Source organism: Mesorhizobium sp. B2-6-4 (genome assembly GCF_006441495.1).
Lineage (GTDB): Bacteria > Pseudomonadota > Alphaproteobacteria > Rhizobiales > Rhizobiaceae > Mesorhizobium.
In genome coordinates, this window is the sequence record NZ_VFUE01000005.1 from 261,693 (window position 1) to 275,808 (window position 14,116).

General features: G+C 60.4%; 12 protein-coding genes and 1 pseudogene. 8 read left to right on the forward strand and 5 right to left on the reverse strand.

Translation table 11 applies throughout. The features are described from left to right. Position 1: 1 nt before the first annotated feature. Positions 2-1,282, reverse strand: coding sequence for a sugar ABC transporter substrate-binding protein (locus tag FJ426_RS09515; RefSeq protein ID WP_181172732.1), 1,281 nt, complete (start codon positions 1,280-1,282; stop codon positions 2-4). A 355-nt stretch (positions 1,283-1,637) separates the two neighbouring features. On the opposite strand from FJ426_RS09515, the gene FJ426_RS09520 reads away from it, so the two are divergent. Beyond that, on the forward strand, positions 1,638-2,333 hold the full coding sequence (locus FJ426_RS09520; protein WP_224680586.1) for an FCD domain-containing protein: 696 nt from the start codon (positions 1,638-1,640) through the stop codon (positions 2,331-2,333). 84 nt (positions 2,334-2,417) lie between these two features. Here the strand turns inward: FJ426_RS09520 and FJ426_RS09525 are convergent, their stop codons facing one another. Beyond that, positions 2,418-3,404, reverse strand: coding sequence for an aldo/keto reductase (locus FJ426_RS09525; protein ID WP_140559913.1), 987 nt, complete (start codon positions 3,402-3,404; stop codon positions 2,418-2,420). Positions 3,405-3,692: 288 nt separating this feature from the next. On the opposite strand from FJ426_RS09525, the gene FJ426_RS09530 reads away from it, so the two are divergent. The 3 genes from FJ426_RS09530 (at position 3,693) to FJ426_RS09540 (ending at position 8,101) form a co-directional block, all read left to right on the forward strand. After that, positions 3,693-4,850, forward strand: coding sequence for a mandelate racemase/muconate lactonizing enzyme family protein (locus FJ426_RS09530; RefSeq protein WP_140521323.1), 1,158 nt, complete (start codon positions 3,693-3,695; stop codon positions 4,848-4,850). Positions 4,851-4,910: 60 nt separating this feature from the next. Next, complete coding sequence (locus FJ426_RS09535) at positions 4,911-5,807, forward strand: NAD(P)-dependent oxidoreductase (protein WP_140559914.1); 897 nt, start codon at positions 4,911-4,913, stop codon at positions 5,805-5,807. 671 nt (positions 5,808-6,478) lie between these two features. Beyond that, complete coding sequence (locus FJ426_RS09540; protein WP_140517423.1) at positions 6,479-8,101, forward strand: alpha/beta-hydrolase family protein; 1,623 nt, start codon at positions 6,479-6,481, stop codon at positions 8,099-8,101. An 8-nt stretch (positions 8,102-8,109) separates the two neighbouring features. On the opposite strand, the pseudogene FJ426_RS09545 reads toward FJ426_RS09540, so the two are convergent. The 3 genes and pseudogenes from FJ426_RS09545 to FJ426_RS31770 all read right to left on the reverse strand — a co-directional run. Next, positions 8,110-8,235 (reverse strand): annotated as a pseudogene (locus FJ426_RS09545) (ionic transporter y4hA); the annotation flags it as partial. A 258-nt stretch (positions 8,236-8,493) separates the two neighbouring features. Continuing rightward, positions 8,494-9,969, reverse strand: a complete 1,476-nt coding sequence (locus tag FJ426_RS09550; protein WP_140521321.1) for a Do family serine endopeptidase — start codon at positions 9,967-9,969, stop codon at positions 8,494-8,496. Between the two features lie 656 nt (positions 9,970-10,625). Beyond that, positions 10,626-10,880: a hypothetical protein gene (locus tag FJ426_RS31770; protein WP_224618816.1), complete on the reverse strand. Its 255-nt coding sequence runs from the start codon at positions 10,878-10,880 to the stop codon at positions 10,626-10,628. A 166-nt stretch (positions 10,881-11,046) separates the two neighbouring features. Here FJ426_RS31770 and FJ426_RS31775 point away from each other — a divergent pair, with 166 nt between their 5' ends. The 4 genes from FJ426_RS31775 (at position 11,047) to FJ426_RS09575 (ending at position 14,103) form a co-directional block, all read left to right on the forward strand. After that, positions 11,047-11,196: a BA14K family protein gene (locus tag FJ426_RS31775; protein ID WP_224618859.1), complete on the forward strand. Its 150-nt coding sequence runs from the start codon at positions 11,047-11,049 to the stop codon at positions 11,194-11,196. Between the two features lie 297 nt (positions 11,197-11,493). Beyond that, a complete protein-coding gene (locus tag FJ426_RS09560) occupies positions 11,494-11,814 on the forward strand; it encodes a hypothetical protein (RefSeq protein WP_246675526.1) in 321 nt (106 codons plus the stop codon). A gap of 806 nt (positions 11,815-12,620) precedes the next feature. Further along, positions 12,621-13,166, forward strand: coding sequence for a DUF308 domain-containing protein (locus FJ426_RS09570; protein ID WP_181167676.1), 546 nt, complete (start codon positions 12,621-12,623; stop codon positions 13,164-13,166). A 415-nt stretch (positions 13,167-13,581) separates the two neighbouring features. After that, a complete protein-coding gene (locus tag FJ426_RS09575; protein ID WP_140499392.1) occupies positions 13,582-14,103 on the forward strand; it encodes a DUF1269 domain-containing protein in 522 nt (173 codons plus the stop codon). Positions 14,104-14,116 lie beyond the last annotated feature (13 nt).

A 14,116-nucleotide genomic window follows, 5' to 3' on the forward strand; every position in this document is an offset into this window, starting at 1 on the left:
GTCAATCGTAAGCTCCGGCCCGACGCATGATCTCCTCAGCCTCCGTCGCCGCCTGGTTGAGCGAGTCCGCGGGAGAGACCTGGTCGGTCAAGGCCTGTTCGATGGCCGAAAACATCAGCGTGCAGACTTTCGAGAAGCCGGCTAGCTTCGGCCATTCCTTGCCGTTGGCTATCGTCGTCTCGAGCTGCTGCAGCCACACGGCCTGAGGCCCCTTTGCCGCTGATATCACTTCCTTGGCGATCGCCTGGCTGCTGGGAAAGTTGGTGAATTGGTCGAACTGCAACCGCTGCGCCTCCGGACCGACCGTATACTTGATGAATTCGACGGCGGCGTCCTTGCGTCCGGATTGTCCGTTGAGCGCCATGGCATGCGAAATGGCGCATGAAATCGCGGCCTTGTCCTTGACGTAGGGCGCAGTCGACCACTTGCCGACGACACGTGAGGTCTCCGGATTCGATAGGGTCGCGAAGGCGCCCGGCCAATCGAAATTCGCATAGACCGTGCCGGACGAGAATTCGGTCGAATTCTCGTTCCACTGATAGCCGACCGCATCGGGTGGCACGATTTTGTGCTTCTGGATGAGATCGCGATAGAAGGTCAGGGCCTTGATGCCGGCTTCGGAATTGAAGGCCGGCTTGTTGGCCTGGTCCACCCAATCGCCGCCGGCTTGCCAGAGCAGATCGCTGAAGGTGCGTTGTGCTGGATCGCCCTGCCCCGGCACGACCAGCCCATAATGGCCATTGCCGGTCAGTTTCAGCCCGACGTCGACGAGCTCCTCCCAGGTCTCAGCCGGCTTCAGGCCTTTTTCCTGATAGATATCGCTGCGGTAGTACTGGACGCGCGAATCCATGTTGCGCGGAATGGCCGCCAGATTTCCGGTCTTGGGATCGCGCAGATACTTGACAGCGACCGGGTAGAATTCCGCGAGTTCGCTGTCGCTGAAATAGCTGTTCAGCGGCGCAAAATGGTTGAAGTAGGAATCGATCTGCGCCGTATGGGTGCTATAGACATCGTATTGGCTCGATCGCGCTGCGCTCAACGTGACCACCTTCGCGGTCAGCGGGGTGAATTCCAGCAAGTCGTAGCGAACCTTGATACCGGTCTTGGCGGTGAAATCCTGAATGATCTTTTCCCAGTATTTGGGATAGAGCGGGCCGCCGGTGATCAGCAGTGCGGTGATCTCGTTCGCGTCTGCCCTGGCGATCCATGGCGCGGCTAGCGAGCCGGCCGTCACTGCCGCGCTCGCGGCCAGGAATTTGCGTCTCGATAGGTTTGCGGACATCATAATCTCCTCCTTGGTTTGATTGGTCGGCCCATCCAAGGGTCGGCCGATAACTTCAACCTTTCCGGCAAATCCGCGGCGGCTTGCTCCTCCCGCAGCGAGACTGCCTGGATTACGTCCCGAACGACGCTTGCGAGCCGGCCGGGCGATTAGGCACGTTTGTTCCAAGGCGCCTGGGCGTTCGCGAAGGCGTATCGGTCCTGATTTCGGACAGCGGGAGTCGGGATTGGACGAGCTCCACCGTTCGATCCTCCCTTCCCGCAGGCCGAGTTATAGGCTACTGAGCACCATGAGATAAGTTGACTGCATATCTAGCTATCAGCCTATAAGCTTATCAGACAAGTGGATGTTAATGATGGATGCCATGGAGGTCAAGCTTCAAACTTTGCCCAAGCAGGTGGCCGGCGTGCTCGCGCGCCGCATCGCCAGCAGCGGCGTCGCCGGCGGCCAGGGACCGTCGGAGCAGCAGATCCTTCAGGAGTTCGGGGTTTCGCGCGCGGTGGCACGGGAAGCGCTCAAGATCCTGGCGTCTCTCGACATGATCGAGATCGCGCAGGGACGACGCGTGGTGCTGCGTCCCGCAGACGAATGGGACTATCTCAGTCCATTGCTTATCGACTGGCTGCCGCCCGAGCAGACCCGCGAGATCTTGGCGGAAGCACACGCAACGCGGATAATCATCGAACCGGCCATCACCGCCATCGCGGCCAAGCATATGACCAAAGAGAACCTCGAGCGTCTTGGCACTCTGCTGGCAGCGATGTCGGCCAGCGAAGACAATGCGGACGCCTATCTGAAACTCGATCTGGATTTCCACATGGAGATTTGCCGGGCAGCCAAGAATAGAATCCTCGACCGCTTCATGTACTCCTCCCGATGGTGGCAGATGGCAAGCAGGCGCATCAGCAACCAGGTGCCTCATGCCCTGCCCTCGGCGACTGAGATGCACAGAGCGATCTACGAGGCGCTCGTGGCGCGTGATGCAAAACGGGCGGAAGAGGCGATGCGCCGGCACCTGAAGATCACCACGGCCGTTGGCCTGCCCCCATAAGAAATCGCCAGCCGATGCTCCCGAGCGGCGCAGCCAGCAATCGGGCTAGCCGCGCCGCTGCGCGCCGGGAGGACGCGGCCGATATCAGGCGCTTTTTGCTTGCTGTTCCTGGCGCTGGCGCGCGCGAAAACCGAACATGTCGCCCTTGTCTTTGATTTCCGCCCATACCGGTCCGGTAATCTTGTCGATGGCAGCGATGTCCGCGTCGGAAATCGCCCAGCCTGTGCTCTCAGCATTTTCCTCGAGTTCCTTGACCGTGCGCGCGCCGACCAGCGGCGAACTCACGCCCGGCCTGCTGGTAAGCCACTGGATCGCAAGCTGCGGAACCGTCTTGCCGTAGGGCGCCGCAATCGGCTTCAGGGCGTCGACGGCGTCAACCGCGCGCTCGTAGGTGCCCGGCTGGAACAGAACGGTGGTGCGGCGCTCATCGCCTTCGACGAATTTGGTGTCCGGCGACAACAGCCCTGTAAGCAATCCCTGGGCGAGACCGCTATAGGGCATCACGCCGATATTGTGCTTGCGGCAATAGGGCAGCGTCTCAGCCTCAACCTCGCGCCACAGCATGTTGTAGGGCGGCTGGAGCACGTCGATGACGCCATGCTGACGGGCGCTGTCCATGTCGGCGGTGCTGAAATTCGAGACGCCGACTGCCTTGATACGCCCGGACGACCGCAGCCGCTCCATCATCTCCATGGTCGGGCCGATCGGAAAATCCGAGTTCGGCCAGTGGACAAAATAGACATCGACATAGTCCGTCTGCATCCGCTTCAGCGATCCGTCGAGCGCCGCCTCAATCGCGGCGGGTTCGAGGTGATTGGGCGCAACCTTGGTCGCGATAACAGCCTTGTCGCGACGGCCGGCCAGTGCCTTGCCGACGATCTCCTCGGCATGGCCATGTCCATAGGCTTCGGCCGTGTCGATCAGCGTTATGCCAAGCTCCGCGGCGCGTCGGATCACCCGGATCGATTCCTCGTCGTCGGCCGCGCCCCAAAAGGCGCCGGACATACCCCAAGTGCCTAGACCGATCTCCGATACCCTGACCGGCGACGATCCCAACTGTCGCTGTTGCATCCTGTTCCTCCTGATTGGCAGGCAGGGCTATCACCCTGCTGATGTCCAATTTATACGCTTATATACTCGTCTAACAAGTAGGTCCCGGCGGATTTATGGCGCTTGGCGCGGAGCCACGAATTTCCCAAATGATTCAATGATACCTTCCGTTGCAAGGTGTACTTGCGCAAAATCGTTCAAAGGGGGTTTACGTTCCATCTTCTCATCTTGTATGCTTATTGGACAAGTTGACCTAACTGACCATATGCATTTGTAGGCGCCGCGCGCCATCACGGGGAGGAGGTTTCGATGAAGATCACGGACATCAGGACAGCGGTCGTCGCCTATCACGGCAAGGCGACCCTGATCCGCATCGATACGGACGCCGGCATCTCCGGTTATGGCGAGGCAAATCCCGATGCAGGCGCCGCCGCAATCGTCGGGCTGATTTCGGAACTGAAGTCGGAACTGATCGGCCAGGATCCGCGCAATGTCGAATATTGCTGGGACAAGATTCGCCGTGACCATGTGTTTTCCGGTGCGCAAGCCGGCGTCTTTCTCATCGCGCTGACCGGGCTGGAGATGGCGCTCTGGGACGTGGCGGCGAAAGCCGCCGGGCAGCCGCTTTATCGCTTGTTCGGCGGCAAGTTCCGCGACCGGATAAGACTCTATGCAGATTGCGGCGATGGCGATGAGGAATCGGGATCGCCGCAGGGATGCGCGGCACGCGCGCGCCGCATGGTGGCGGAAGGCTTCACGGCGCTGAAATTCGACATCGACAATCTGCGCCACCCGGCGAAGTTCGACGCGGTGAACCATACCATCAACGGCGCCGAGTTGCGCTTCATGGTCGAACGTGTTGCAGCGGTCCGCGATGCGATCGGCCCCGACGTCGATCTCTGCATCGACCTGCACGCGCGCTACGACGTGCTCAGCGCCAGCCGCATAGCGGCCGAGATGGAACGGTTCAACCTTCTCTGGCTGGAAGAGCCGATCCCGGCGGAAAATGTCGAGGCCCTGAAGCAGATCCGCATGCGGACCAAGACGCCGATCTGCGTCGGCGAAAATCTCTACCTGCGCTGGGGCTTCCGCGAACTGTTCCAGAACTATGGCGCCGACGTCATCATGCCTGACGTGCCGAAATGCGGCGGCCTTGCGGAAAGCCGCAAGATCGCGAATCTCGCCGAGATGTACTATGTGCCGTTCGCGCCGCATCTGGTGTCGACGCCGCTGGGCACGATGGCGACATGCCATGTCTGCGCCAGCGTTCCGAACTTCCTCGTTCTAGAGTGGCACGCGCTTGAAGAGCGGGAGGCGTGGGACAGTTACGTGCGCCTTCCGGACGGCGCGAAGTCGATCGTCGAGGACGGCCACATCGTGGTGCCTGACGTGCCCGGCATCGGCGTCGAGCTCGACATGGAAGGCGTCCGCAAGCACGCCGTGCCAGGCTTCGGCATCTTTGAATAGCTGACGACCGGGCCGGGCGGATTGAACTGCCCGATCAAACAAATCCGTTGTGAGGAAGCCATGGGCAAGCGGATCATCTTCACCGGCGGCAGTGGCAAGATCGGCCGTCACGTCATACCCTACCTGCTCGAGCGCGGGCATCAGGTTCTGAATCTCGACCTGACGCCGCTCGATGTGCAGGGCGTCGACACCGTCATCACCAATCTTGCGGACGCTGGCGAGACCTACAATGCACTGACGCTGCATTTCGGGTTCAACGAATACTTCGGCGGAAGGAGCCGCGGCCCGGTCGACGCAGTGGTCCATTTCGCGGCGATCCCGCGGATATTCCTGCGACCGGATAACGCCATGTTCGCCGCCAATGTGCAGTCGACCTACAATGTGATCGAAGCCGCCACCAAGCTTGGCATCCGCAAGATCGTCACTGCTTCCAGCGAAACGGTGTACGGTGTGTGCTTTGCCGAAGGCGACCGCGATTTCACATCGTTTCCGGTGGACGAGGACTATGACGTCGATCCGACCGACAGCTATGGTCTCTCCAAAGTGCTGGGGGAGAAGATTGCGCGCTCTTTCGCCTCCCGTACTGGAGCCGACGTCTATGCCCTGCGGATCGGCGGAGTCGTCGAACCGCGGGACTATGGCCTCTTCCCGGAATTCCTGGCCGACGCCTCGAAACGGCGGCGCGACGGCTGGACCTACATGGACGTGCGCGATCTTGGCCAGATCATCGATCTGTGCATCGAGAAGGACGGCTTGGGGTTCCAGATATTCAACGCAGTCAACGACAACATCGTAGCCGAGATGCCGACGGCGGAATTTCTCAGCAAGCACGCACCCAACATACCAGTCACACGCGCCATGGATGTATTCGAGGGACCGATCTCAAATCGGAAGCTGCGCGACATCCTTGGGTTCCGGCAAGAGTATGACTGGCGCACACAGCCTGCGGATACTTGACTGGTGGCGGAGAAGGCAGCGGTAGATGGGGATGTTCCTGAGGCCAAGGTTGGCGCAGAGACCAGATTTTCCTGAACTCAAGCAGCGCGCTGGGTAAACGTAGCACTCGGTTCACGAATATTGCCGGCGCTGCGGTGCCACATGGCTTCAGGGCCTTTGGCCGGGCTAGTCCAACGTCTGCTTCCTAGCTCACGCGGTTTGGAGCTAAACGGCGGGTTGGAGGCGCAAAGCTGCCATCCGCAGACGATGCGATCGGCGAGTGTCTAGACCATCGCCTCGAATCGCCTTGGCGAACCGCTTCGTAGCCTAATGGCGGATAACGACAATGGTCGGCCCGGAGGGTCGACGTCTTCTACTGGAAGTCAAGACGTTAGCGGACGGTTCGGCAACCCGTTTCCTTCATATTCTCTGGTATGATCTGGCGAACCTAAGGAACCGGGGGAGCACTAGTTTTTTACTACGCGTGGTATCTCTGTCTTGTCCCGCAAAGGGGTCGATGCATGTTGACCCAGGGCATGAGCCCGACTGGTTAGGAGGCCAATAGCGGACGCGCGTCTCCGAAGATATAAAAACCATAGGCCAACGTTATCCTGCGGTCCAACTCGAGGCGTAACACCCAAGTGACAACTACTCGTTTCCTTAGTATCTGGCGATCGCTCTCCGGTGTCGGCATGGCCCTCGGCATGCTATTCTTCGCGGCCGCCCTGACGCCGACGCTCGTTCCCCGCACCGACCTGACGCAAGGCGTACTGGCGGGCGCGTGCTTCGCCATCGGCTACAGCCTTGGCGTCGCCTTGCGGTGGCTGTGGAAATATCTCGAGATTCCGGAACTGCCGCCACGGCCGCGTTTGCTGTCCAAGGCGATCATCCTGGTCCCGTGCCTCGGCCTTGCCGTTGTGGCACTGTGGCGATCCGGCGCGTGGCAGAACTCCATCCGCGCGGTGATGGGCATGCCGGCTGTCGATGGCGCTCATCCCCTCAATGTCTGCGCCCTGGCCATTTGCACCTTCATCGTCGTGCTCGCGCTGGCGCGCCTTGTCGCTTGGCTGGTGCGCGCCATCGCCGGGGCACTGAGACGCTACATACCCCGGCGCCTGGCGAATGTCGCCGGCGCCGCTGTCGCCGTGCTGCTCATCTGGTTGCTGGTGAGCGACGTTGCGATCCGCGCGATCTTCGGCGCGCTCGATTCCTCGTTCGCCAAGTTCGACGCACTCATGGAACCGGAGCGCCAGCAGCCGAGCGAACCCTCCAGGACCGGAAGCCCCGCCTCGCTGGTCAGGTGGGACGAGCTCGGCCGCGCCGGCCGCGAGTTCATCGCGGACGGTCCCGCCGCCGCCGAGATAGGGACCTTCACCGGCCGGCCGGCGCAACAGCCGGTCCGGGTCTATGTCGGGCTGGGAGCGGCGAACAGTGCGCAAGCCCGCGCGAAACTCGCGCTGGAGGAGCTGAAGCGGGCGGGCGGCTTCAGCAAATCCACGCTTGTGGTCATCACGCCGACCGGGACCGGATGGATCGATCCGGCCTCGATGGATGCGCTCGAATATCTGTGCCGCGGCGATGTCGCCAGCGTCGCCGCGCAATATTCCTATCTGAGCAGTCCGCTGTCGCTGCTGGCGCAGCCGGAATACGGCGCCGAGACGGCCCGGGCGCTGTTCCTCGAAATCTACGGCTACTGGACCACCCTGCCGAAGCAGTGGCGGCCGAGGCTTTACCTGCACGGGCTCAGCCTTGGCGCCATGAACTCCGAAAGATCGGCCGGGCTGTTCGAGATATTCAGCGACCCGATCAGCGGCGCACTCTGGAGCGGCCCGCCCTTCGAAAGCCGCATCTGGCGCTCGGTGAGCGATACGCGCAACAACGGCTCGCCGCAGTGGCTGCCGATCTTCCGCAATAGCAGCCTGGTCCGGTTCATGAACCAAAGCGGCCCGGCGGTGGCGCCCGACACGCCCTGGGGCCCGCTGAGGATCGTCTACCTGCAATATGCCAGCGACCCGATCGTATTCTTCGATTATCGCGACGCCTACCGGCAGCCGGATTGGATGAAGGCGCCGCGCGGGCCGGACGTCTCGCCGCAACTGAGCTGGTACCCGGTGGTGACCATGCTGCAGCTCGGTCTCGATATGGCCGTGGCGACAACCACGCCGATCGGCTACGGCCATGTCTACGCGCCGCAGGACTATGTGGAAGCCTGGAGTGCGGTGTTGGGCGTGAAGGACTGGTCGCGACAGGACCTCGCCGCCCTCAAAACCCATCTTGCCAGCAAGGTTGCAGCACAGGCCGACAGAGGCGGCTAGCTGGGGCTTCAGGGCACGGCCGAAATCAGCAGGAACATGGCGAGTATGCCGAGATGGACCACTCCCTGGAGTCTCGTCGTGCGGCCCGTGCCGAGCGTGGGCGTGCTGACGAACATGGTGAGCAGAAGAAACACCGCGAGCCCCGACATCTGTTTAGGTTCACGCCGCAGTCGATTTGCCACTGATGTAAATGGCGGAAAACGGCAGCGGGCGTAAGGGAGCCCGCTGCCGCCAGGAGCGAGGCACGACGACGGACTGACGTGCTCGGCTCCTTGTTCCCGCAGCGGCTTGGCGGCAGACATCGCCGCGGGAAATTGCTGGATGTTCCGCGGCTATCGCGGCGGCATTTGGGGCGGGCGCCCCGAAACCAACAGGCTCCAGGCCGCCTTCTGTCAGGCCTTGCCCACGGGCAGCGCGACGAACCGGCTCGAGTCGTCGCGGGTGATCTGCATCAGTACGGCCTTGCGGCCAGCCTTGGCTGCCTCGGCCATGGCCTTGGAGACGTCATCAGTGGTGTTCACCTTGGCCGAACTGACGGCGGTGATGACATCGCCCGGCTGGATGCCACGATCGGCCGCATCGCTGTTGGGATCCACATCGGTGACGACCAGTCCTTTGCCATCGTCTGACTTGGTGATGGTCAGGCCAAGATCGGCCAATGCGTCGGCCTTGGCAGGCGCGACCTGCTTGCCGTCATCGCCGGAGGCCCGCTTGTCGCTGGACGGCAGTGTGCCGAGATCGACCTTGATCGTCCGGCTTTTGCCGTCACGAAATACGGTAAGATCGACCGATTTTCCCGGCGCATAGGCGCCGATCGTGCGGGCGAGTTCCTTCGGCGAGGCGACATCCTTGCCGTCGACCTGGGTGATGACGTCACCGGCGGCAATGCCTGCCTTGTTGCCGGGACCAGCGTCCTGGGCGTTCGAGACCAGTGTGCCCTTGTCGGATTTCAGACCAAGGGATTCAGCAATTTCAGCGGTGACCGGCTGGATCTGGACGCCGAGCCAACCTCGCTTGATGGAGCCTTCCTTCATCAGGTCTTCCACGACCTGCTTGGCGGTCGAGGCCGGGATGTCGAAACCAATGCCGACACTGCCGCCCGACGGCGAGAAGATGGCTGTGTTGATACCGATCACCTGGCCATTGAGATTGAAAGTCGGGCCCCCCGAATTGCCATGATTGACCGGAGCATCGATCTGGATGAAGTCGTCATAGGGGCCGGCGCCGATATCGCGGCCCCGAGCGGATACAATGCCGGAAGTGACGGTGCCGCCGAGGCCGAACGGGTTGCCGACTGCCACCACCCAATCACCGATGCGGATCTTGGAGTCGTCGGCGAAGTCGACATAGGTGAACTTGCCGCCGCCATCGACCTTCAGCACAGCCAGGTCCGTCCGCGGATCGGTGCCGACCAGCTTGGCGTCGAGTTCCTTACCGTCACTGGTGACGATGGTGAAGGACGAGCCTTCCGAGACGACGTGATTGTTGGTGACGAGATATCCGTCCTCCGAGATGAAGAAGCCTGAACCCTGTGCCACCGGGCGCGGCTTGCCGTCACCATGTTTGAAGCCGCCCTGCTGCCGGTTGTCGGGCAGGTTCTCGAAACCATCCTGATCGTCGGAACCGTCGTCGGCGACCGGCTGGACCGTGGACTTGACCTTGACGCTGACGACCGCCGGCGAAACCTGCTCGACGACATCGGCGAAGCTCGGCATCTGCGGCGCCTGGACATGCACCGCGTCGGCCAGCACGGGGGCAGTGCCGGAAACAACAGCTCCGACGCCTACAGCGCCTACAGCGCTCAGCGACACTACAGCCGCCGCCAGGCGCCGACGAGTTCCGGAATGCGAATTGGGGACAATATTCATGGGGTTCCATCCTTTTGAGTGAGATGCACTGAGCATCCTTGGCCATGATGGTTAGAAGAACCTACATTACGGCATCATTGCCATATCATGAAAGTTTTGTCATTTTCATTCCATAGTATTTATAAAGACGATATGTATAGTTATTTTCACTAATATTGCAAATTTGTAACTTGCACGTTCGATTATTATTCAATTCTGTGACATCGAATTCGGTGGATTTACGATGTCACGACAATCTAAATCGACACTAGAAAAAGTGAATGTGCCTTCCGATTTATTCGGAGTTTACGCGACATTGGGCCGGGGCTTGCCGGGCGGCGATTTCAGATCGAATTTCATCGCGAGTTCTCTATGTGTTGATTGCATGGCAGGCCATTTGAAGGTAGCGCGCATGGCATTGGGCGCGCCTTTGTCGCCGGGACGCCAAGAGGCCGCTCCGGGCGGTGATTTTCCGCAGGGTGAGAGCCTCCCCAGGAGGTGATTATCGTCCAAGCGAGGCGTCGAGAGGGTCTGTCGCTAGCTCGCTAAAGACCGGCGCACCGCTACCATACCACTGGCCCTCCGTCCCGCATCGCCACCGGCATTCGAGCAACACTGGTGGCGCCTGTCGCGACGGGCGTCATTGGCGGAAAGACATGCTGTTCGACTAGCCTCATTCATACCGCAAGCAAGAAATAAACGCTCGATCCACGTTTGGGATTCACCGCATATTCCAAGAAAACCAGGTACTGCCTTAAATTACTTGGCTTTGATGCCATCCGCAGCAGCAGGTCGCACGGCGGGATGAAGTCCACGGAGAAGCATATGAGGCGCATCATCGTCGCTGCGATCATCGCAAGCATGGCAGCCCCCACCTGGGCAATGCCCGTCGGAGCGCTAAGGCCGTCGGTTTCCGATACGGTCACGAACATCGACCTAAGGAGGCCTTCCCGCCATCGACCGGGACATGGAGTACGGCCACCGCACCACAGGCCGCCCCATTATCGGCCCTCGCGTCCGCCACGCCATCACCGGCATTCGAGGAACAATAGCGGCGCCGTCGCCGCGGGCCTCATTGGCGGAATGCTGCTCGGCGGGATGGCGATCTCGGCTGCCCGCCAGCACAATCACAGCGCTTGGAACAACCATGTGAACTGGTGCTCGCAGCGGTACCGCTCCTACCGGGTCTCGGACAATAGCTGGCAGCCCTACAATGGCCCACGCCGGCAGTGCATCTCGCCCTTCTGAGTGCGCTCTGGGCTCGCTGGTGCTAGGAAGCCTACTGGGATTTGTTGAAACGGCTGAATACAAGCTTGGACGGGAGCAAAAGCGAGCCTGGCAAAGGCCGGCGGGGCCATTGGCGTGAGCCAGCGGAAGTATCCCGCCTGTTCAAAGAGCATCTCCGCGAAGGCGTTTGCCGATCAATTGATACATGTCCGGCGTTCTGGTCGATGCGACGAATCTCGGTCCGAAAGTCGCAGGTCCGCAGGGAAGACATGGTTCTCTGTTTTCATCCACGTCGATGCGCCAGTTGGGAGGACTATTGTGCTAAAAAATCTATCGATCGCGGCAATCAGCGCCATCATGATTGTAAGCTTCAAGCATTCCGCGTTTGGCACGTCGATCGGCGTGGGCAATCCCTACCCGGTCAGTCACTACGAGTGCCAGGACGGCACGCGTCTGGCAGTGCGTCTCCTCGGGGGTCGCGCTTCTGTATCCGTCAACGACGCGGCCGAGGTCGATCTGCCCTCCAAGGGACCGGAAGGAACGACGTATTCGAACGGTCAGTGGACGCTGACCATCATACAGGGACGCCTGTCCTGGGGTGTTGGCCGAGCTGTGCCATCTCTATGCGCCGGCGGTTGAGCCTCCCACCTCAGGAAAACTGATGAAGACTGTCCAGTTCGGTCGCGCACTTCATCGCAGCTTTCGAGATCCAGATACGCGTCGGCTCCTCGTGCATTGCAGTGTTTCTGGACGCCTGGTGCCTCGGCGCGGCCGGCGGCAGGAACAATGGCACCCATGACAATCTCCATCCGTCAAACCAGCGGTTAATGCATGTCGCCCAGAAGTGCGCAGCGGTTCTGGGACAACGATATGCATCAAAACAAAGACTTAAAGCGAGTCGCCTGAATCTGTTTCGACGCGACACGCTTTAATCCCAAGAGATGCGCTTCGACAATAATACCGAAAACGCACGCGCTCTGACGGCAGTGCATAAAATGCAAAGAATCCAGAAACTAGGCATTGTGTCTCCAAATATCCGAGCCACCATGCAGAATTATTGACAACGTGTTCGCATGCGCGTGATGTCGGCTTAATTCACCAAAGAGGACGAAAGATATGCGGAGATATGCACTAGCTGCCCTGTTAAGTGCCGCACTCGGCTTTGGTATTCCTCTTGCCGCTGTGTCCCCAGCGGGAGCTGTGACCGTAAATATAAATATCGGATCAAACCTTAACAACGGCCGCGCGATTACTTGCGCTCAAGGCCAGCGATTGATTCAGAGCAGAGGCTTCAGGGACGTGCGTCGCGTGGACTGCCGGGGACGCAATTTTGTTTATCACGCGCGTCGCATTGGCGGCAGCACTTTCGAAATAGTGCTGAATGCCCGTACTGGCCGCGTGGTGGATTTCCACCGCATTCGTAGATGACTCAGAGAGGCAAGGGAATGACGCAGTTGTCCGAGACCCAGCAACCCAGACGATCTGCGTGGACGAACTCGGCGATCGGAATCGTCTTTATCCTGGCAGGGATCTTCGTGTTGGGCGATCTGGCGCTGGCCACGACCATCAGCGCGCTTGTCCTGGGAATTGCGATCGTATGCGCCGGCTTTGTCGAGATCGCCCTCGCCATCTGGGCCGGCGGGTGGCGTGGTTTTCTCTGGCAGACGATGCTCGGCATCCTGTACGTCGTTTTTGGCTGCCTGCTCATCAGCTTGCCGGTGCTGGGATCTATCATCCTCACATGGGTGCTCGGTGTCGTGCTCGTGATATCTGGGCTCGGAAGAATGTCTTTGAGCCTGCGCTACCTGTCCACCGACCGATGGATGATGCTTGTTTCCGGCCTGTTCGGTCTCGCGGCTGGCTTCTTGATACTCATCGGATGGCCATCGACCGGGGTTTGGGTGATTGGGGCGTTCATGGGTATCGACCTAGTTCTTCACGGCCTGGGCTGGCTCGTTACAGGCTTTCGGCCAACGGATACGACCCGATGATCCAACCATTTTCACCGTGACCGTTACCCGCTTTGCGGCATTGGCTCCTGTCCTGCCGCGACGGTTCCCAAGCGCGGCAAGCTTTTTGCGTAGGGTTTCATTTTGTCCTGGACGTCGCGAACGGCCCGTCGATGCGCACGATGCCGCATGATCGGGATCAGCCACCCCTCGAGACCAGCAGCGCGCCTCTGATCACATAGGAGAAGTTCGGGCGGCTCCGGACGAGAATTCGTCGCGACAAAGCCGAGCGCAACGGACGAAGCGGCCGACAACCAATGTCGAGACCGCAGGCTTGCCAGTCGGACAGGCAAGCAAAATGAGACGTGCTGCACACTATTCGGATTTCCGGCTCAATCTTTCACCTTCTAGGATGTGTATTACGTGCCCTTGGAAAGTCTTAGCCTAGGAGGGTCCCATGTCCGATCTGATCGTCATCGTCTATCCAAACGAGGCCAAGGCTGAAGAGGTACGTCAACGGCTCATAGGACTTCAAAAGGAATACGTTATTAAACTTGGCGACGCGGTTATTGCCACCAAGACCGAGGCGGGTGCGATAAAGCTCAATCAACTTGTGAATACGACGGCGGCAGGCGCTGTATCCGGTAGCTTCTGGGGCTTGCTTATCGGTGTTCTCTTCCTGAATCCGTTGATCGGACTTGCGGTCGGCGCCACCTCCGGAGCCCTTGGCGGCGCTTTGACGGACGTGGGTATCAACGATGCGTTCATGCGCGATCTGTCAGCCAGCATCCAGCCTGGGGACGCTGCCCTGTTCGTGCTCGCGCACGAGATGACAGCGGACAAGGTGCTCAAGGAGATCCAGGCCTTTGGCGGCGTGGTGCTTAAGACGTCGCTGGATGAGACGAAGGAGCAGGTTCTGCGCGATGCGCTTCAACGCGCTTCGGCGATGGCCGGCCAAGGCGCGGCCGCGACCGCCTGACCGCGGTCACGGA